At 58.9% G+C, this 20,095-nt stretch carries 17 protein-coding genes; 15 read left to right on the plus strand and 2 right to left on the minus strand.

What is annotated here, in order from left to right; all coding sequences use genetic code 11:
- The first annotated feature begins 118 nt into the window (after positions 1 to 118).
- From smpB to GSD1FS_RS08710, 5 genes are all read left to right on the plus strand, one after another.
- Complete coding sequence (gene smpB, locus GSD1FS_RS08690) at positions 119 to 610, plus strand: SsrA-binding protein SmpB (protein WP_155589248.1); 492 nt, start codon at positions 119 to 121, stop codon at positions 608 to 610.
- A gap of 264 nt (positions 611 to 874) precedes the next feature.
- The gene (locus GSD1FS_RS08695) at positions 875 to 1,795 is read left to right on the plus strand and encodes an ABC transporter substrate-binding protein (RefSeq protein WP_155589249.1); all 921 of its coding nucleotides are present in this window, start codon (positions 875 to 877) and stop codon (positions 1,793 to 1,795) included.
- Positions 1,796 to 2,071: 276 nt separating this feature from the next.
- Entirely contained in the window at positions 2,072 to 3,007 is a 936-nt protein-coding gene (locus GSD1FS_RS08700) for an ABC transporter substrate-binding protein (RefSeq protein WP_155589250.1), read from the plus strand.
- A 130-nt stretch (positions 3,008 to 3,137) separates the two neighbouring features.
- Positions 3,138 to 4,124: an amino acid ABC transporter permease gene (locus tag GSD1FS_RS08705; protein WP_155589251.1), complete on the plus strand. Its 987-nt coding sequence runs from the start codon at positions 3,138 to 3,140 to the stop codon at positions 4,122 to 4,124.
- Positions 4,125 to 4,142: 18 nt separating this feature from the next.
- Positions 4,143 to 4,940: an amino acid ABC transporter ATP-binding protein gene (locus GSD1FS_RS08710; protein ID WP_155589252.1), complete on the plus strand. Its 798-nt coding sequence runs from the start codon at positions 4,143 to 4,145 to the stop codon at positions 4,938 to 4,940.
- Between the two features lie 332 nt (positions 4,941 to 5,272).
- Here GSD1FS_RS08710 and GSD1FS_RS08715 read toward each other — a convergent pair whose 3' ends face one another.
- Positions 5,273 to 5,968, minus strand: coding sequence for a response regulator transcription factor (locus GSD1FS_RS08715; protein WP_155589253.1), 696 nt, complete (start codon positions 5,966 to 5,968; stop codon positions 5,273 to 5,275).
- Positions 5,969 to 6,284: 316 nt separating this feature from the next.
- Here GSD1FS_RS08715 and glmS point away from each other — a divergent pair, with 316 nt between their 5' ends.
- Together glmS and GSD1FS_RS08725 are read left to right on the plus strand one after the other, a co-directional pair.
- On the plus strand, positions 6,285 to 8,177 hold the full coding sequence (gene glmS / locus GSD1FS_RS08720; RefSeq protein WP_155589254.1) for a glutamine--fructose-6-phosphate transaminase (isomerizing): 1,893 nt from the start codon (positions 6,285 to 6,287) through the stop codon (positions 8,175 to 8,177).
- A gap of 163 nt (positions 8,178 to 8,340) precedes the next feature.
- Positions 8,341 to 8,961, plus strand: coding sequence for a pseudouridine synthase (locus GSD1FS_RS08725; protein ID WP_425481787.1), 621 nt, complete (start codon positions 8,341 to 8,343; stop codon positions 8,959 to 8,961).
- Between the two features lie 45 nt (positions 8,962 to 9,006).
- Here the strand turns inward: GSD1FS_RS08725 and GSD1FS_RS08730 are convergent, their stop codons facing one another.
- Positions 9,007 to 9,765, minus strand: a complete 759-nt coding sequence (locus GSD1FS_RS08730; RefSeq protein WP_155589255.1) for a type III pantothenate kinase — start codon at positions 9,763 to 9,765, stop codon at positions 9,007 to 9,009.
- A gap of 297 nt (positions 9,766 to 10,062) precedes the next feature.
- Between GSD1FS_RS08730 and GSD1FS_RS08735 the strand changes: the two genes are divergently transcribed.
- The 8 genes from GSD1FS_RS08735 to recQ all read left to right on the plus strand — a co-directional run bounded on the left by GSD1FS_RS08735 (position 10,063) and on the right by recQ (position 20,072).
- On the plus strand, positions 10,063 to 11,718 hold the full coding sequence (locus GSD1FS_RS08735; RefSeq protein ID WP_155589256.1) for an ABC transporter substrate-binding protein: 1,656 nt from the start codon (positions 10,063 to 10,065) through the stop codon (positions 11,716 to 11,718).
- Positions 11,719 to 11,736: 18 nt separating this feature from the next.
- Positions 11,737 to 12,699 carry an ABC transporter permease gene (locus tag GSD1FS_RS08740; protein WP_155589257.1) on the plus strand — a complete coding sequence of 321 codons (963 nt, stop codon included), beginning with the start codon at positions 11,737 to 11,739 and terminating at the stop codon, positions 12,697 to 12,699.
- A gap of 127 nt (positions 12,700 to 12,826) precedes the next feature.
- Positions 12,827 to 13,654, plus strand: a complete 828-nt coding sequence (locus GSD1FS_RS08745; RefSeq protein ID WP_155589281.1) for an ABC transporter permease — start codon at positions 12,827 to 12,829, stop codon at positions 13,652 to 13,654.
- Positions 13,655 to 14,473 (plus strand): ABC transporter ATP-binding protein, encoded by an 819-nt coding sequence (locus tag GSD1FS_RS08750; protein WP_155589258.1) that lies wholly within the window; start codon positions 13,655 to 13,657, stop codon positions 14,471 to 14,473.
- Positions 14,460 to 15,260: an ABC transporter ATP-binding protein gene (locus GSD1FS_RS08755; protein ID WP_155589259.1), complete on the plus strand. Its 801-nt coding sequence runs from the start codon at positions 14,460 to 14,462 to the stop codon at positions 15,258 to 15,260. The genes GSD1FS_RS08750 and GSD1FS_RS08755 overlap by 14 nt, the downstream gene beginning before the upstream one ends.
- A gap of 408 nt (positions 15,261 to 15,668) precedes the next feature.
- Positions 15,669 to 16,688: a pyridoxal-phosphate dependent enzyme gene (locus GSD1FS_RS08760; protein ID WP_155589260.1), complete on the plus strand. Its 1,020-nt coding sequence runs from the start codon at positions 15,669 to 15,671 to the stop codon at positions 16,686 to 16,688.
- A gap of 93 nt (positions 16,689 to 16,781) precedes the next feature.
- Positions 16,782 to 17,963 (plus strand): cystathionine gamma-synthase, encoded by a 1,182-nt coding sequence (locus tag GSD1FS_RS08765; RefSeq protein ID WP_155589261.1) that lies wholly within the window; start codon positions 16,782 to 16,784, stop codon positions 17,961 to 17,963.
- Between the two features lie 150 nt (positions 17,964 to 18,113).
- A complete protein-coding gene (gene recQ, locus GSD1FS_RS08770; protein WP_155589262.1) occupies positions 18,114 to 20,072 on the plus strand; it encodes a DNA helicase RecQ in 1,959 nt (652 codons plus the stop codon).
- The last annotated feature ends 23 nt before the right edge of the window (positions 20,073 to 20,095 follow it).

Genomic DNA, 20,095 nt, shown 5'->3' on the forward strand with positions numbered 1-20,095 from the left:
CACGAATGTGTTCACAACGCCGACGTTTGCAAAAACGTCGGCGTTTGTTTATCGCGAGCCGAACGTCTATAGTGAAACAAGTCTGTTTCAACGGCGATAGTTTCGAGAGGAGGAGAACATGGCGAAGAAGACTGACAGTAACGAGAAGATGATTGCGCAGAACAGGCGCGCACGGCATGATTACGAGATCGAAGACACCTACGAAGCCGGCATTGCGCTGACCGGCACCGAAGTCAAATCATTGCGCGAGGGTCGCGCGTCGCTCGCAGAATCCTTCATCAGCATCGACAAGCGCGGTGAAGTGTGGCTCGAGGGAGCGAATATTCCGGAATATTTGAACGGCACGTGGAACAACCATGCGCCGAAACGCAAGCGCAAACTGCTGTTGCACGCACAACAGATCGAGAAGCTGCGCAGGCAGATTCAGGCGAAGGGCTATACGATCGTTCCGTTGAAGTTGTATTTCAACGAAGACGGTCGCGCCAAACTGAGCATTGCGCTGGCACGTGGCAAGAAGGAATACGACAAGCGCCAGGCGTTGCGCGAGGAACAAGACAAGCGTGAGGCGCAGCGCGTGATGCGATACAGAAACATGCACGCGCGCGGGTAATCGAATACATGCTTGGTACTGCGTTTGCTGTGCCGGTGTCTGCAATGCGGACACCGGCACAAACTTTTCGGCACAAATTTCGGCACAGTGCAAACACAGTGCATACCTTAGTTTTGCTCGCACAGCACGTTTTCTTGAACCGTACAATATTACTCAAATATAGTCTGTGTGAAACGCGCTGATAACATGCGGTTTTTACTCTGTCTGATGTTTCCGGCAACAACATTTCAATACGCACACTGCCGGCGGAACAGGGAGAGAGCAATGAAGAACATGTGGAAGACGGTTGCGGCGTTTGCCAGTCTCGCATTGTGCGCGAGCATGGCGGCGTGCGGCACCAGCGACGACAGCGACTCGACGCCGAACACAGCGAGCAGCACGGCGAAAACATTCGACGTGTCGAGCATCACGACCGATGAGAGCATCGCCGCGCTCGTTCCCGATTACGTGAAGAAAGACGGCAAACTCGTCGTCGGCACCGACACCTCATACGCTCCGGCTGAATTCATCGGCGAAGACGGCAAGACTCCGGTCGGCTACGACATCGACCTGACGAAGGCGATCGCCAAGGTGATGGGACTGGAACCGGAGACGGCGGTTTCGAAATTCGATATGATCATTCCTTCGATTGGCAGCAAATACGACATTGGCATCTCGTCGTTCACGGTGACACCGGAACGCCAGAAAGCCGTTGACTTCGTGACCTACTACAAAGCGGGCTCGACGTGGGTGACTAAGAAGGGCAACCCCGACAAGGTTGACACGAAGAACCTGTGCGGCGTGAAGGTGGCCGTGCAGATCGGCACGACGCAGGAAGAGGAGCTCACCAAGATCAACGAGCAGTGCAAGGCAGACGGCAAAGCCGAGGTCGACGTGCTGTCTTCCTCATTGCAGACCGATGTGACGACGAACGTCGCCACTGGCAAGGCGTCGGTGTTCTATGCCGACTCGCCGGTCGCCGGTTATGCGATTTCGCAGACGGACGGCACGCTCGAGGCACTTGGTGCTGATGAAGGCGTGACCGAAGAGGGCATCATCGTCAAGAAAGGCGACGAGAAGATGGCGCAGGCCGTGCAGAAGTCGGTGCAGAAACTGATGGACGACGGCACATACAAGAAGATTCTCGACAACTGGGGTGTGTCTTCGGGTGCGATCGAACAGTCTCAGATCAATCCGACTGCGTGAGCGCTTTCTTCTGAATACAGAGCTGGACTCTATCTTTTGAACGGCGTCGTTCCCGCACTTTCGCACGTATGTGTGCTGTGAATTATTGGGCAGGGTACTTAAAAATAGGCAAATTATGGTGATTTGCATATGTGTGACGCAAGTACGGACTGCATAATAATTCATATCTAGGCATAAGTATACAGTGTAGGTGTTTGGGAACGACGCAACGCATAGTGCGGCGTCGAGTTCTCGCACACACGAGAATACTGAGAATGTGAAGTGAGAGGAAGAACAATGTTTGGTCAGGCACAAACTTTGTTGAAGAAGATCGCCGCCTGCGCACTCGGCGCGGCGGTGCTGATCGCACCGGCCGCATGCGGCACCACCGACGAATCGCAAAGCGCGCAGAAAGACGCGAAGAACGCCACGTCGATCGTCGATTCGGTGAAGAAAGACGACACCATCGCCGCAATGCTCCCCAAGAGCGTCGCAGACAGCGGCAAGCTGACCGTCGGCATGGAGATGTCGTATGCCCCAGCCGAATTCCTGGCAGAAGACGGCAAGACCCCGCAAGGCTACGACGTTGATTTGGCGAAGGCGCTCGGCAAGGTGCTCGGCGTGCAAACCGAATTCGTGTCGGCGAGCTTCGACTCGATCGTGCCATCGGTCGGCAGCAAGTATGACCTCGGCATCACTGCCATGACGATCACCGAGGAACGTGAGAAGGCCGTCGATTTCGTGAGCTATTACAAGGCCGGTTCGATGTGGGTTGTGAAGAAGGGCAACCCGAACAAGGTCGACGTCAAGAATCTGTGCGGATCGAAGATCGCAGTTCAGGTGGGCACCGTGCAGGAGGAAGATGCCAACAAGATCAAGGAACAGTGCAAGGCCGACAACAAGGCGGCCGTCGAAGTGATGCCGAGCAAGCAGCAGACCGACGCCGCGACGAACGTCGTCACCGGCAAGGCCGACGTGTTCTACGCCGATTCGCCGGTCGGCGGTTACGCGATATCCCAGACCGACGGCCAGCTTGAAGAACTCGGTGAGGTTGAGGGCACCGTCAAGGAAGGCATCGCCATCAAGAAGGGCGACACCGAAATGGCCAAGGCGGTGCAGGCCGCAATGCAGCACCTGATGGACGATGGCACCTACATGAAGATCCTCAAGACCTGGGGTGTGGAATCTGGTGCACTCGACAAGGCGGAGATCAATCCAAAAGACCTCGACTGACGTTTCACACGTCGTGCCGGCCGTAGCGTTTTTCGACACGGCCGGCACGAGTGTTTCGGCGTGACGCCGATACAATACACATATCTTGCAACACTTGTGAACAAGACGAAGAGATAGAGAAAGGCAGACGATGCCACATCACGTTGACCACGACAGCGAGAAGCTGCCGATTCCCAATCGCATCAAAGCCAAGCCGGTGAAGCGCCCGGGGCAGATCGTCGCAGCGGTCATCGTCGCGATCTTCGCCGCGATGATCATCAAAGGACTCATCACGAATCCACGCTTCGAGTGGAACATCGTGTGGAAATACCTGTTCAACGAGCGCGTGCTCGAAGGTGTGGGCTACACGTTGCTGCTCACGGTGATCTCGATGGCCGTCGCCATTGTGCTGGCAGTGCTGCTCGCCGTCATGCGCAAATCGGTGAATCCGGTGCTGCGCGGTGTCAGCTGGTTCTACATCTGGTTCTTCCGCGGCACGCCTGTATACACGCAGCTGGTGTTCTGGGGTCTGTTCGCAGTGCTGATCCCGAAGCTGTCGATCGGCATTCCACTGACTTCCATTGAATTCTGGAGCATCGATTCGCAGACGATCATCACCGCATTCAACGCCGCGTGGATCGGCTTGGCGTTGAACGAAGCCGCATACCTGGCTGAAATCGTGCGCGCCGGCCTCGATGCCGTCGACCCGGGTCAGGAAGAGGCTGCCAAGGCGTTGGGCATGAAGCGTTCGATGATCATGCGCCGTGTGGTTCTGCCACAGGCCATGCGCATCATCATCCCGCCGACCGGCAACGAGACGATCGGCATGCTCAAAACCACGTCGTTGGTGCTGGCCGTGCCGTTCACGCTCGACTTGCAGTATGCGACGAACGCGATCGCCAACCGCATCTACAAGCCGATTCCGCTGCTGCTGGTTGCCAGCATCTGGTACCTGCTCATCACCTCTATTCTCATGGTGTTGCAGTCGATGCTCGAGAAGCACTTCGGCAAGGGCTTCCAGGCTCGCCCAGTCGGCCCGAAGGGCAAGCAGCCGCCGCTGCCGGGCAAAACCGACGGTGAGCCGAAAGACGACGTCAACAAAACGAACCAAGCCGAATTCATGGGCTACACAGCCTAGCACGTTGAAGGAGATTGTATGAGCGAGGCTACGAAAGACGCCAACGGCGCGAAACAAGTTCCCGCCGTGCAGGCGAAGCAGGTGCACAAGGCCTTTGGCGATCTGCATGTGCTCAAGGGCATTGATATGACGGTGGAGCCGGGCACGGTCACCGTGATTCTGGGACCATCGGGTTCCGGCAAATCGACGTTCCTGCGTCTGATCAACCAATTGGAGACGCTGACGGGTGGCGAAATCGACGTCGACGGCGAAATGATCGGCTACAAGAAACTGCCGGACGGCCAGTTGCAGACGCTGAACGACAAGGAAATCGCACGCCAACGCGCCAAACTCGGCATGGTGTTCCAGAAGTTCAACCTGTTTCCGCACATGACGGCGCTTGAGAACGTGATGGAAGCGCCGGTGCACGTGCAGCACATGCCGAAGGCTCAGGCTCGCGAGCTGGCCATCAAGGAACTGCAGCGCGTCGGTCTTGGCGATCGTCTCGACTACTACCCGGCGCAGCTCTCCGGTGGCCAGCAGCAGCGAGTGGCGATCGCCCGCGCTTTGGCGATGAAACCGGAGATCATGTTGTTCGACGAGCCAACATCGGCGCTCGACCCCGAACTCGTGGGCGAAGTGCTGAACGTCATGCGTTCGTTGGCCGATGAGGGCATGACGATGATCGTCGTCACCCACGAGATCGGTTTCGCCAAGGAAGTGGCCGACCAGATCGTGTTTATGGACGGTGGAGTGGTCGTCGAGCGTGGCACGCCAGACATCATCGACCATCCGAAAGAAGCCCGTTTCAAGGACTTCCTGCAGCACGTGCTCTGACCCATATCTCTTATTGTGCTGGTGGGGATATAAAACTCTTGTAGCGTCGCATAGCGTGATGGCATTTTCGTTGGAAAATAGCGATTTTGCGAATCCGCATATGTGAGCGTAACGGAGTTTTATATCCCCACCAGCAAAATATGCGGGGCATTGCACCCCTTCGCACAATGCCCCTGACCCTAGAGACGTTCGCGTCAACTAGGTAAATGTTGCCTTCTCTCTCGCCATTCCAATTGTATGGTGTGTGAAACCGCTTACGCCAGCGTCTGTAGTCTAGTGGACTACAAAAATTTCGGCGTGTCTCTAGAAAATATTTTTGTATTATCTGATATTCAGAATTTAGTTTTCTGCGACCACTTGGCGACGGCTTCAGCCCGCGAACTGGCGTTGAGCTTTTTCATGGCTCGGCTGATGTAGGTTTTCACCGTCGATTCGCTGTCTCCGGTGATGTGCGCGATCGCGCGGGTCGACAACCCCTGCGCGCATAGTTCCATAACGCGTTGTTCGTTCGGAGACATGTTGATGACCGCCGGTTTGCCTTGCCTGTGCAATCTCAGATACGCCTTCTGCGGCGTTTCGTATTGGTCGCCGTTCGAGCGATGGATTGGTTCTCCCATGAGCAGTTGCTGCATGGCTGAAACCAGCGGAACGATTTCGCCTTTGAGCAGGAGTCCCTGCATGCCATTTTTGACGGCATCGACCTCATACGGCTGCGTCATATACGACGTGAAACCGAGAATCGGCGTGTGATCGTCTTCGAAACGAATGGTGGCGCTGAGCTCGAACCCCGACATGCCTCGCATCGAAAGGTCTGTGATGATCAGGTCGGGAGCATTGGTGGCGCTGATGATGCTGCGGTGATATGCGTTGACGGCATCATGCCCACCCTGCATCGACCAGCAGATGTTGAACTGGGGGAGGGAACCCAAATATGAGGCCAAGTAGTCGAGCACAATCGAATCGTTGTCTACCAAGGCTATGTTCCACGGATCGCCGTTGCCTTTGAAAACCGGCTCGACTTGCTCCATGGTAATTCTCCTTGTTAAGGTGCGACGAAACTATGTGAAAAATCCAAAACTGCGAATTTTTTATTCATTCTAGTCGAAAAGTTTCGAGAATAGGATGGAAAAATCATATTGTGACGAATTGTCGGGGAATGTGGAATTTTTCGTTGCGGATATCGAGATGAAACGCGCCACTGATGTGTGGTGAAGAGGTACGTTTTTATGGCGATACCGAACGATCGTTTTTCGTGAGCGCCACGCCGAGGGCGAGACGTGGGGAATTCGCGAACAACGAAGCCAACCATAGCCAATTGCGCCGTTGTCCGTTATGCTTGTGTGCATGTGTGGAATTGTTGGATACGCAGGAAGCATTGTTACCCCCTCTAGAAAACCCTTGGAAGTATGCATTCAGGGCCTCGAGCGTTTGGAATATCGCGGCTATGATTCCGCTGGCGTCGCCCTGGCGAGCCCCGGCATGGATCACGTCGAGGTTCGCAAGAAGGCAGGCCGCCTCTCCAATCTCATCGAGAACATCGAAGAACATCCGTTGCCGGACGCGACCGTGGCGATCGGCCACACGCGTTGGGCAACGAACGGCGTGCCGAACGATGTGAACGCCCACCCGCATTCGAGCCAAGACGGCAAGGTGGCGATCATTCACAACGGCATCATCGAGAACGCCTCCCAGCTGCGCCTCGACCTGCAGGCCGAAGGCTACCGCTTCGTGTCGAGCACCGACACCGAAGTCGCAGCCAAGCTGCTCGGCAAAATCGTCGACAACGTGATCGCCGAAACCGGCCAGCCCGACCTGTTCGAGGCAATGCGTCGCTTGGGACGCATGCTTGAAGGCGCATTCACCATTCTGGCCATCGACTGCCGTCAGCCGGGCATCGTCGTCGGCGCACGCCACGATTCACCGCTCGTCGTCGGTTTGGGCGAGGGCGAGAACTACCTCGGCTCCGATGTGGCCGCATTCGTGGCATACACGAAGACCGCCATGGAGATCGATCAGGATCAGGCCGTGATGATCAGTGCGGACGGCGTGACCGTCACCGATTTCGATGGCAACATCGTTCCCGACCCGGTGGTCTACACGGTGGATTGGGACGCGTCCGCCGCTGAAAAGGGCGGTTGGGATTCGTTCATGGACAAGGAGATCCACGAGGAGCCGGCCGCCGTGCAGCGCACGCTGATCGGCCGTCTCGACGACAACGGCAACATCAACCTTGACGAGGTGCGCATCGACGAGCATGATTTCAAGATGATCGACAAGATCATCGTCATCGGCTGCGGCACGGCGAGCTACGCCGGTTTGGTGGCCAAATACGCGATCGAACATTGGGTGCGCATTCCGGTCGAAGTGGAGCTCGCGCACGAATTCCGCTATCGTGACCCGATTCTGACTCCGCGCACGCTGGTTGTGGCGATCTCACAGTCCGGCGAAACGATGGACACGCTGATGGCGTTGCGTCACGCCCGTGAACAGGGTTCGAAGGTGCTGGCCATCTGCAACACGCAGGGAGCGTCGATTCCTCGTGAATCCGATGCGGTGCTCTACACGCATGCAGGCCCTGAAGTGGCCGTCGCTTCGACGAAGGCGTTCGTGGCGCAGATCACCGCAGCCTATGTGCTCGGCCTGTACCTGGCACAGCTCAAGGGCACGGTGTTCCGCGACGAGATTCGCCAGACCCTCGACTCGCTCAAAGCGATGCCGGCGAAAATCCAATGGGTGCTCGACACGCAGCCGGAACGCATCAAGCAGGCGGCAGCCCAGCTTGAGGACGCGCAGTCGTTCCTGTTCCTCGGCCGTCACGTCGGCTACCCGGTGGCGCTTGAGGGTGCGTTGAAGCTCAAGGAGATCGCCTACACGTTCACCGAAGGCTTCGCGGCTGGTGAGCTCAAGCACGGGCCTATCGCGTTGGTTGACGAAGGTGAGCCCGTGGTGTTCATCGTGCCACCGGCTCGCGGCCGCAATGTGCTGCACGCCAAGGTGATCTCCGGCATCGAAGAGGTCAAGGCCCGCGGCGCATACATCATCGCCGTTGCCGAGGAAGACGACAAAGATGTGGAGCGTTATGCCGACGTGATCTTCTGGCGTCCGGAATGCCCGACGCTGATGAGCCCGCTCGTCGATATCGTGCCACTGCAACTGTTTGCCATGGACATGGCCAAGCAGAAGGGCTACGACGTCGACAAGCCGCGCAATCTGGCGAAGTCGGTGACCGTCGAGTGACCTCGCGGATTCACTGAACACATATGCAGTCTGCGAATACGACCGGCGCGCATCGCTGGGTGACCAGCGAACCCGAGATCCCATTCGATCTGCCGGTGATCTACGAAGACGAACGCATCATCGTTGTAGACAAACCGCGTTTCCTGTCGACCATGCCACGTGCATGTGGTACAGGCAGACTGCGCTCATTCGCCTGCGGGAACAATATGACGATCGCAATATCGTTCCCGCACACAGGCTCGACCGCCCGACAGCAGGCATCGTCGTTTTCGTGCGTGATCCGGCGTCGCGCGGTGCCTACCAGATGTTGTTCCAAAACAAACTCGCGGTCAAAACATACGAGTGTCTGGCACCGATCCGCCCAGTGAAGCGGCCGCGTACCGGCACGATCGAACAGCTCGCGCGGCCGCGCCCGTTTCCGCTGCTGCGCCGCTCGCATATCATCAAAACCCGCGGAGTGTTGCGCGCGCAGGAAATCCCGGGAACCGTGAACGCGCAAACGCGCATAGAACTCGACGGTCTGCACGTCGGTATGAGCGAGCAGTTCGACGAGCCAATCGGCAGATTTACACTCACGCCGCTCACCGGCAAAACGCATCAGTTGCGCGTGCATATGAATTCAATCGGCATGCCGATAATCGGTGACGATTTCTACCCGAACATCACGCCGCGCGCATACGACGATTTCTCGCAACCACTGCAACTGGTGGCGCGCACACTGCGTTTCACCGACCCCTTCACCGGCGAACTTCGCGTGTTCACGTCGCGCGTGCCACTCGCGTAGCGTGCCAGTGGCGCGCGCGACGGCGCGTAATCTCAACTATTACTTTCAAATATTCTTCGAATAAATCGACATCATGCCCTTGAAAATGAGGTGCGGATCCACGATGTCGATAAGCGGAGTCTCGAATATCTTCGACATGCCACCCGTGGCCACCACTTTGAAATCGGTGCCGAGCTCGTTTCTGAACTGGGTGATCGTGCGTTCGATGCCACCCAGCGAATCGTAATACAGTCCAGCTTGTATTGCGTCCCTCGTGTTCGTTGCGAGAATCGATTTCGGTCGCATGATCTGCACCTCCGGCAGCTGCGCCGTCGAAGACGTCAGCGCGGCGGCCGCGGTGCCGATGCCGGTGGTGATCAAACCGCTGACTATGGTGCCGCGTTCGTCAACATAGTTGTAAGTAGTGGCGGTGCCCATGTCGATGACGAGCACAGGGCCGCCGTACGTGGTGTATGCGCCGGCGCAGTCTGCAAGCAGGTCCGCGCCGAGCGTGCGCGGGTCATCGATGCGAATGTTCATGCCGGTTTTGATGCCCGGGCCTATGATGATCGGCTCAAGCCCGAGGAATTTGATCACCGAAGAGATGAACGAGTGCATCACTTTCGGCACCACCGATGAAATGATCACGTCATCCACGTCGTCCGGCGTGAAATTGCTCAGCTGCAGGAATTGCAGCAACATCAACCCATATTCGTCGGACGTGTGGTTCGATTTCGTGGTGATGCGATACACGTCGGTCGGTTCGTCGCCCTCCATCAACCCGATGACGATGTTCGTGTTTCCAATGTCGACTGCCAGAATCATCTTCGCTCCTTGCTGTGCGTATGTTCTAACCTAGCAAATCCTGTGCCAACCCGCTCCGCGCGTCCGCTGCCTCTCCAAATGACCTGTATATATTGGCCGCGAAAACAGTTGAAAACGAGCTGTATATATATGGGTCGCACGGAGAGAAAAGCGACGCGTAAAACTTCGTGGTGACGCCGTATAATATCGTCGCGGTGGCCGACCCGTCAAGGGCGGTCAACCGGCAATCCGCGACGCCGCGCAGCACATACGCTCGCAACGAAGCAAGTCGCGGTGAGAACTAAGAGGAAAGAAAGAATGACACAACAGAACAACGGTTCACCAACGCCGCAGAACGAGCATTCGTCTGCGAGCGAGAACACTCCGAACACTTCAGCGAGCACCGACTCCTCGCTGCAGGCGCACGCGAAAAGCGAGAAACCGCGTTCCCCATGGAGAACCTGGGTGATCGCGATCATCGCCGTCATCATCGTCGCAGCCGCAGTATTCGCGATCGTCAACCACACCCGTGCGTCACGGTCCGCGCAACAGTCCGCTGGAGAGCAGGCAGACACGGTGACGATCGGTCTCAAACTCGCGCCGACGAACCTCGACATCCGCAACACGGCGGGCACCGCGCTCGACCAAGCGTTGATCGGCAACGTGTATGAGGGGCTCGTGAGCCGCAACTCGGAGAACAAAGTGACGCCCGGACTCGCCAAGAGCTGGGACGTGAGCAAAGACGGCCTCACCTACACCTTCCATCTCAACAAGAACATGCACTTCTCGAACGGCGACGAACTCAACGCGCAAGACGTGGTGTGGTCGATCGAACAGCTCGAAGAGAAGAAATACCACGACTACGACACGTTGCGTAACTTCAAGTCGGTGACCGCACCGGACGATGACACGGTGGTGATCACGCTTTCGAAGCCGTATTCGCAACTGCTGTGGTCGCTGAGCGGTCGCGCCGGACTCGTGTTCGACAAAGACGCGAAATACGTGGCGAAAACGCAGGCGGTGGGCTCCGGACCATACAAGCTCGCGAAGTTCACGCCGAACAATTCGATCGAACTCGTGGCCGACGAGAATTATTGGGGCGCGAACAAAGCGAAGACGAAGAACGTGACGCTGCGCTACTTCGCCGACGATGATGCCGCGGTGAACGCGCTCAAATCCGGTGACGTGCAGGTGCTCGCGCCGGTGAATGCGACGCTCGCGAAGTCGCTGGGCGACGACTACACGGTGAAGGCGGGCGACGGAACCGACAAATACGTGCTCGCGATGAACAACGCGAGCGGCAAGGCGACGGCCGACAAGCGCGTGCGCCAGGCGATTCGCTACGCCATCGACCATGAGCAGCTGATCGCTTCGCGTGGCGGGGCAGACAAGGCGCTCGGCGGCCCGATCCCGTCCCTCGACCCGGGCTACGAGGATCTGACGAACCTGTACCCGCACGATCTGGCCAAAGCCAAGAAACTGCTCAGCGAGGCCGGCTATTCGGCGAGCAATCCGCTGAAGCTCACGCTGACCTACCCGAACACGTATGGCACCGAGCTCGGCGACCAGCTGCGCTCGCAGCTCAAGGAGGCGAACATCGACCTCAAGGTGAACGTCGTCGAGTTCTCCACCTGGCTGCAAGACGTGTATACCGACAAAGACTACGACCTCTCGATGGTCGACCACAACGAGAGCCACGACTTCTCGCAGTGGACGAACCCGGACTACTACTACGGCTACGATAACAAAGAGGTGCAGGATCTCGCCAGCAAAGCGCTCTCGTCCACCGATGAGACGCAGGCTGACGAAGACTTGAAAGCCGCCGCGAAGATCGTGAGTGAGGACGCGGCCGCCGACTGGCTGTTCAACTACCGCGTGACCTCCGCCACCGCGAAGGGTGTGGAAGGATTCCCGTTCAACATGAACCAGACCGTGATGCCGCTCGCCCAGCTGACCTACACGCCGGCCAAGTAGCGCGCGAAGGGGCAGGCTATGAAATACATGCTTCGTCGTTTGGCGATGTTCGTGGTGGCGTTGATCGTCATCTCGATCATCGTGTTCGTGATGCTGCGCATTCTGCCCGGCGACATCGCCGCCGTGATGGCGGGCACGAACGCCACGCCGGAGCGTGTCGCCGCCCTGCGCGAGCAGATGGGACTCAACAAGCCGCTGGTTTCGCAGTATTTCGACTGGATCGGCGGCTTGTTCCACGGTGATTTCGGCGAGTCGATGCTCACAGGGCAGCCCGTCGCGACCGTCGTCGGTTCGCGTGCCGCCATCACGTTCCCGCTGATTGTGATGGGCATGGCGGTGGCGCTGCTGATCGGCATTCCACTCGGCTACCTCTCGGTGCGCACCACCAACCGTGTGGTGCAGTCGATCTACCAGAGCATCGCGATCATCGGCGGTGCGATTCCGGCACTGTGGGGTGGCCTGCTGCTCATCCTGCTGTTCGCCAAAGGCGTCGGCATACTGCCCGTTTTCCCCGCGCAAGGATTCCCCAGCACCGGCTGGGCGAACCCGGGCAAGGCATTGATGAGCCTCATATTGCCTGCCCTGACGGTGGGCATCATCGTGGGCGCGACGATCATGCGCTACACGCGCGCCTCATTGCAGACCATCTCATCCAGCGGTTACGTGGAGATGGCGATGGCCTGCGGCATGACGCGACGCAAGGCATTGTGGCACGTGGGTTTGCGGCTCGCCATGCCGCAACTCGTGTCGGTGGTTGGCTTGACCTTCGCCGAAATGATCACCGGCGTCATGGTCATCGAAAACCTGTTCGCACTGCCCGGCATCGGCACCGGGCTCGTCAGCGACCTTGGCCATCGCGACCTGATCGCCGTGCAAAGCGAACTGTTCATGCTCGCCGCGTTCTTCCTCGTCATCGGCCTGCTGGTCGACTTGGCGCATCGGGCACTCGATCCACGTTTGGGGGAGGAGAGCAATGACTGACGCAACCCCTCACAACACGCAATCCAAGCAATCCAAACAGTCCAAACAGCCTAGGCAGTCCAAGCGCCCCGAGCAGCTTCACGGCTGGCGGCGCACACTGCATCGCGCGGGCATCATCGTGTCAACGATGTGGCATCATGGCACAGGCCGATTCTCGATGATCGTGCTCGGCATCTGGGTGCTGGTATCGATCGTCTCGTTGTTCTGGACACCGCAATCGCTGTGGGCCACCGACGGCTACAACGTGTGGGCAAAGCCGTCGCGCACGCATTGGCTCGGCACCGACGGCACGGGCGCGGACGTGTTCAGCTGGCTGATGGCCGGCTCACGCACGAACCTGCTCATCGTGCTGCTCACCGTCATCTTCGCATTGGCGTTCGGCCTGCTGCTCGTGGCGCTCATGGTGTCGAGAAACACGGCGCTCGCGCACGGTTCCGTCGTCGCCATAGACGCGCTGATCTCGATTCCGACCGTACTGATCGCCCTGATGCTCGCCGTGCCGCTCGGCGCATCGATTCTGGGCATCGTGATCGCCTGCGGATTCGGTTACGGCCTGAACCTCGCACGCGTCGCCCGCCCGCAGGCTCTGCTCGCGGCGCGCAGCATGTATGTGCAGTCCGCGCTGTCGAACGGAGCCTCCGCCACGCGCGTGTTCTTCACGCACGTGCTCACCAATATTCGCCCGGTCGTCATCGTGCAATGCTCGCTGTGCGCGGGCACCGCAGTGCTCGCCGAAGCCGGTCTCACGTATTTGGGCGTCGGCGTGCCGTCCGGTGTGCCGAGCTGGGGCGTCTCACTCACATCATCGGTCAAATTCATCTCGATCTACCCGATGACGGTCATTTGGCCGGGCCTCATCGTCACCGTGGTCGTCGTCGCGCTGAACCTGTTCGGTGACGCGTTGCACGACGCCGCCGACCCGTTGAGTAATCCACGATTGAGAAAGGCGCAGTAGATGAGCGTCACACTCAGCAACGTCAATATCTCCATAGCAAGCAAACCGATCGTGCACAATATCTCGATGGAGATTCGCGACGGCCAGCGCGTCGGACTGATCGGCTCGTCCGGCTCCGGCAAATCGATGATCGCGCGCGCCATCATGGGACTTCTGCCACAGCAGGCGAGTCTGAGCGGCACGATCAGCGTCAACGGCACGCAAGTCGTGGGCATGAGCGACAACGAGCTCGCAAATCTGCGCGGCGCGGCGATGGGCATGGTCTTCCAGAACCCAGCCACGTCGCTCAACCCGCTGCTCAGAGTGCGCGAACAAATCGAACTGCCGCTGAAACTGCATTACGATCTGCCCTCCGACGACCGCGCCGCCCGCGTGGAAGCGATGGCACGGAAAGTCGGCCTGCCCGCAGAATTGTTGGGCCGCTTCCCGCACCAGCTCTCCGGCGGGCAGCAGCAGCGCGTAGGCATCGCCACAGCACTCATCACATCACCGCGTCTCATCATCGCCGACGAACCGACCACCGCGCTGGATTCGATCACGCAACGCCAGATAATCGACCTGCTCGTCTCGCTCGTTGACGAAGCGCACGCGTCGATGTTGTTCATCACACACGATTTCTCGGTGCTCGCGCACGCCACGCAATACTGCTACGTGCTCGGCGACGGCGAGATAATTGAACGAGGTCGCACGGCACAGCTGCTGGATGCGCCGCAGCACGACTACACGAAGACGCTGGTGCACGCAGCGCAAACACTGAGTCTGCACACCGATACGCGCAGTGCTGCGCACACCGAAGGAGCGCACAATGAGCGAGCATGACAACGTGATTCTCGAAGGCGCCAATATAAGCAAGAGCTTCGGCACCAAGCGCACGCGGCAGCAGGTGCTGTTCGACGTAAACGTGCATGTGTGCGCGGGGGAGTGCCTCGCCGTCATCGGCGAGTCGGGTTCCGGCAAAACCACGTTGACGCGCATACTGCTCGGTTTGGAAACGCCGAGCGCGGGCGACGTGCTGTTCTCAGGCGCGAGCATCGAGGGGAACGCCGGACGCGCGCAGCTGAAACTGCTGCGCGAACAATCCGGCATCGTCTACCAGAACCCGTTCGAATCACTCGACCCGCGCTGGACAGCCGGCAGATCGGTCGCCGAACCGTTGCGACTGCTGCCGAAACAGGATTCCGCACGTGCACGTGACGACGAACAGATCGGCGCGCGCGTGGCAGACGCGCTGGAACTCGTGGGACTGCCGCCCGCCGAGTTCGTCGACCGATACCCGATGGATATGTCGGGCGGGCAGGCGCAGCGCGTCGCGATCGCGCGCGCCATCGTCAAAAACCCGCGCATCCTGCTCGCCGACGAGCCGATGAGCGCCATCGACGTGGCGGCGCGCGTGCAGATACTCGACGCGCTCGCCGCGAGCCGCGAGCGCAATCCGCAGATGGCGATCGTGATCGTCTCGCACGACCTCGGCGTCGTGCAGAACATCGCCGACCGCATCGTTGTGATACACCATGGCCGCATCGTCGAGCAAGGAACCACAGCGCAGGTGCTCAATACTCCGCAGGAACATTACACAAAAGAACTCATCGCAGTCGCGAGCATGTGAAAATCGTTGGTATTGTGCGGTTTCTTGAGTAATGCTCTGTGAATGTGTCACATATTCGCCTGCTCACAATGTGGACATATGCGCGCGTCGGCATTGTTTTGTCCGGGTTGTGTGGGTATTGTGCAGACATGATCAATTTCTCATGTTGTTGTCGCTGACCGGACGCCACAGGCGCGCGGGGCTGACGTATAACTTGAGATCTGCCATTCGGCACAGTTCTTCTCGGAACATCCTTGGAACACTAGCTATAAGTAATCTAGCTGTAAGTAATTCTGTGTGACAACAGTGTCACTGTATCCAAGTGATATGCGAGAAAATATTCTCCGGTCGTCGTCAAAGCGAGCTTGAGGCGTATTTGAATCCACAAAGCAACCATTCAAAAACGCAAAGCAGCTTAAGGAAACGACAATGACCATTCACAACACGGTTTCGGAACTCATCGGCAACACCCCGCTCGTCGCACTGCACTCGGTCACCGACGGCGTGCGAGCCACCATCGCAGTCAAAGTCGAATACTTCAATCCGGGCGGTTCCTCGAAAGACCGCATCGCGGAACGCATCATCGACGCGGCGGAACGCGAAGGCAAACTCAAGCCAGGCGGTGTGATCGTCGAGCCAACGTCGGGCAACACCGGCGTAGGACTCGCGCTCGTCGCACAACAGCGCGGCTACCGCACGGTGTTCGTGCTGCCAGACAAGGTGAGCGAAACGAAGCGCGCGGTATTGCGAGCCTATGGAGCCGAAGTGGTCGTGACGCCGACAGACGTCGAACCGGACGACCCGCGTTCGTACTACCGCGTTTCGGACCGCCTCGCGCAAGAGATTCCGGGCGCGTTCAAACCGAACCAATACAGCAATCCGAACGGTCCGCGCAGCCATTACGAGACCACGGGACCGGAGATCTGGGAAGCCACCGACCACAAAGTGACGCATTTCGTGGCGGGCATCGGCACCGGCGGCACGATCTCGGGAACAGGACGTTATTTGAAGGAAGCGTCGAACGGCGAAGTCACCGTGATCGGCGCGGATCCGGAAGGATCCATCTACTCGTACCCGAGCAACGTGCACGGGTACGACATCGAAGGTGTGGGGGAAGATTTCTATCCAGCCGCTTACGATCAGCATATCGCCGACGCCATCGAGCAAATCGATGACCACGAGGCGTTCCTGATGACACGCCGACTTGCAGCAGAAGAGGGGCTGCTCGTCGGCGGGTCAAGCGGCATGGCTGTCGCGGCGGCCATCAAATATGCGCGCGAGCACGACCTCGACGAGTCACAGACCGTCGTGGTGCTGCTGCCGGACTCCGGCCGCGGATACCTCGAAAAGATCTTCAACGACGATTGGATGATCGAACACGGGTATGCGGACGTCGTTGCAGCCACCAGCAAGCCATCGCTTGTAGACAGCGTGCTCGTCAGTGAGTGAACGCACCGTTTTCAGTCTCGCATCAATTAACCCAGTAACCGTAAGTAAGCGTAAACAACTGTAATTAGCAGTTTTCTTTGAGATAGGAACATCATGACCAAGGCAGACAAGCACTACATCGAAGACGCCATTGCAACCCGCGCGATCCATGCGGGGCAGGAGCCGGACGCACTGACCGGCGCGGTCTCCACGCCGATCTACATGACCTCCACGTTCAAGCAAGACGGCGTGGGTGGACTGCGCGGCGGCTACGACTACAGCCGATCCGTCAACCCGACACGCACGTCGTTCGACGAGCAGCTCGCGGCGGTGGAAGGCGCCGACTATGCGATGAGCTTCTCCTCAGGGCTCGCAGCCATCGACGTGCTGCTGCGCTCCACGATGAAGCCGGGAGATAACATTCTCATCGGTAACGACGTGTACGGCGGAACCTACCGTCTGCTGTCGAAGGTGTTCGTGCCGTGGGGCGTGGGTCTCGATGTGGTCGACACCACCGATCCTTCGGCGGTGAACACGGCGCTCGCCGCGAAATCATACAAATACATCTGGGTGGAAACGCCATCGAACCCGCTGCTCGGCATCACCGACATCGCACTCACCGCGCAGCTCGCGCACGAGCACGGCACGAAAGTGGTGGTAGACAACACGTTCGCTTCGCCGGTGCTGCAGCATCCGTTGGTCGACGGGGCTGATGCCGTGGTCTATTCGACCACCAAATACATTGGCGGGCATTCCGACGTGGTTGGCGGAGCCGTGCTCACCAACGATTCGCAAGTGGCTGATCAGGTGGCCTTCCTGCAGAATTCGGCGGGTGCAGTGCCATCGCCGTTCGACTCCTGGCTCGACATTCGCGGCCTGAAAACCCTCGACCTGCGTGTGCGCCGCCACAGCGCCAACGCCCTGAAAATCGCCGAATGGCTTGAGACGCGCCCAGAGGTGGAACGCGTCTGGTACCCAGGTCTCGAATCGCATCCGGGTCACGAGGTCGCAGCGCGCCAGATGCACGGCGGCTTCGGCGGCATGGTTTCCGTGCAGCTTGCCGGAGGTCCGGAGGCTGCGAACCGTTTCGCCTCGTCCACGCGACTATTCACGTTAGCGGAATCGTTGGGTGGCGTCGAATCGCTCATCGAGGTGCCGGCAGCCATGACGCACGCCTCCGTGTCGGGAACCACCCTTGAGGTGCCGGCCAATCTGGTGCGTCTGTCGATCGGCATCGAGAACGCCGACGACCTCATCGTCGACCTCGCCCAAGCCCTCGACGACCTCTCCGCATAGTTGTCTCTACAGTATCCGCGCAAGTTAGCGCGGGCACTGTGGATAACCGGGCGTATGCGTCACGGATTGTGGATAAACCAGCAGAGTGCGCAGAGTGTGTGGAAAACGCGGGACTATACAAATTGACGGCGCTGATTAGACTGGAACACTATGACTGAGCACGCCGAACGTTCCGCAACGCAGACTCTGCGCCAATACTTTGGCTACGAGAGCTTCCGCCCCGGTCAGCAGGAGCTGATCGAGGCGATTCTGAACGGACGAGACGTGCTCGGCGTGATGCCCACCGGCTCGGGCAAATCGATCTGCTACCAGATTCCCGCGGTCATGCTGCATGGCATCACCATTGTGATCTCACCGCTGATCTCACTGATGCGAGATCAGGTGGACGGCGCAAACGAAATCGGCATCCCAGCCGCATTCATCAACACTACGCAATCTCCCGAAGAACAGCAGCAGGTGTTCGCGCAGGCGGACGCAGGTGAGATCAAATTACTGTATGTTGCGCCGGAACGCTTGCAAACACAACGTTTTATGAACTTCGCCGCGCACGCCGACATTGCGCTGTTCGCAGTGGACGAAGCACACTGTGTGTCGCAGTGGGGGCAGGATTTCCGCTCGTCATACCTTGGCATAGGCGAGTTCATCGACGCGCTGCCGGACCGCCCGACAGTCGCCGCATTCACAGCGACCGCCACCGAGCGCGTGCGCCGGGACATTGTGAAATTGCTGGGATTGCGCGATCCGAAGATCGTGGTGACCGGCTTCGACCGCGATAATCTCTACTTTGACATGCTCAAACTCACGACGCGCGAGAAAGCGAACTGGATCGCTCGCTACGTCGCTGAGCACGCCGACGAATCCGGCATCGTCTACTGCGCGACGCGCAAGGAAACGGAGTCATTGGCACAAACACTCAACATTCTCGTGCCGCAACTGCGCAAAGCGAATGGCGAGCAGACGGACGGCACGCCGGTGGCCGTCGCCTACCACGGCGGCATGCCTGCGGATGTGCGCGAACATGCGCAACGCGACTTCGTGACCGACGTGACGCCGGTGGTCGTGGCGACGAACGCGTTCGGCATGGGCATCGACAAGTCGAACGTGCGGTACGTGATCCACCACAACATGCCCGAAAGCATAGAAGCGTATTACCAGGAGGCCGGGCGCGCCGGGCGAGACGGCGAGCCGAGCCGCTGCACGCTGCTGTGGAACGAGTCGGACATCGTGACCCGCCGCCGTCTGCTCGACATGGGCGGGCAGAACGAGCGACTTTCCGCGGATGAGCAGGAGATAGTGCGCCAGTCGAAACGACGTCTGCTCGACGGCATGATCGGCTACTGCCGCACCACCGAATGTCTGCACAAATATATGACGCGCTACTTCGGCGAGGACGATGGTGCGCGCACTTCCGAGAACGGTCACTGTGCGGGCGGTTGCGTGAACTGTGAAAGCACGTTCGAAACGGTTGACGTGTCTGGCATTGCACGCTCGATCAGCATGTGCGTGCACGACCTCGGCCAACACTATGGCATGGGCAAGGTCGTTGCGGTGCTGCGCGGATCAAAGGCGAAGGATCTACTTGACCGTGGGCTCAACCTAGTGCCCACCTACGGAAAACTGCACGACGTGAACGAGGCGAAAATCCGCGACGTGCTCAACCAGATGGTGGCCGACGGTTTCCTGTTCATAGGTGAGGGGCGGCTTCCGCTACTGCAGTTCGGCCCTCGCGCCGGCGAAACCGTGTCGCCCGCGTTCCACTACGAGATCAAGAAAAGCGAACGCAAATCGAAGTCGCGTGGCACGCAATCTTCGGGACTTACGGCGGGGGAGCGTGCGCTCGCCGGACTCGGCACGGGAACTGGCGCGAGCAACAGTGCGGACGAGGAGCTTTTCGAGCATCTGCGCGCGCTGCGACTGCAGATCGCACGCGAGATCTCGAAACCTCCATACATTGTGTTCTCGGATCGTGCGCTGCGAGACATGGCACACAATCACCCGCACACCGACGCGGAGTTTCTGGCAGTCAACGGCGTTGGCACAAGCAAACTCGAGCGGTACGGCAAGCGTTTCCTGGAGGTCATTCGCATCTTCGACAATGCCTCCGCGTGAAAGTTCCCCGACCTGTGGCATGG

It is taken from the genome of Bifidobacterium canis (genome assembly GCF_009727065.1).
GTDB lineage: Bacteria > Actinomycetota > Actinomycetes > Actinomycetales > Bifidobacteriaceae > Bifidobacterium > Bifidobacterium canis.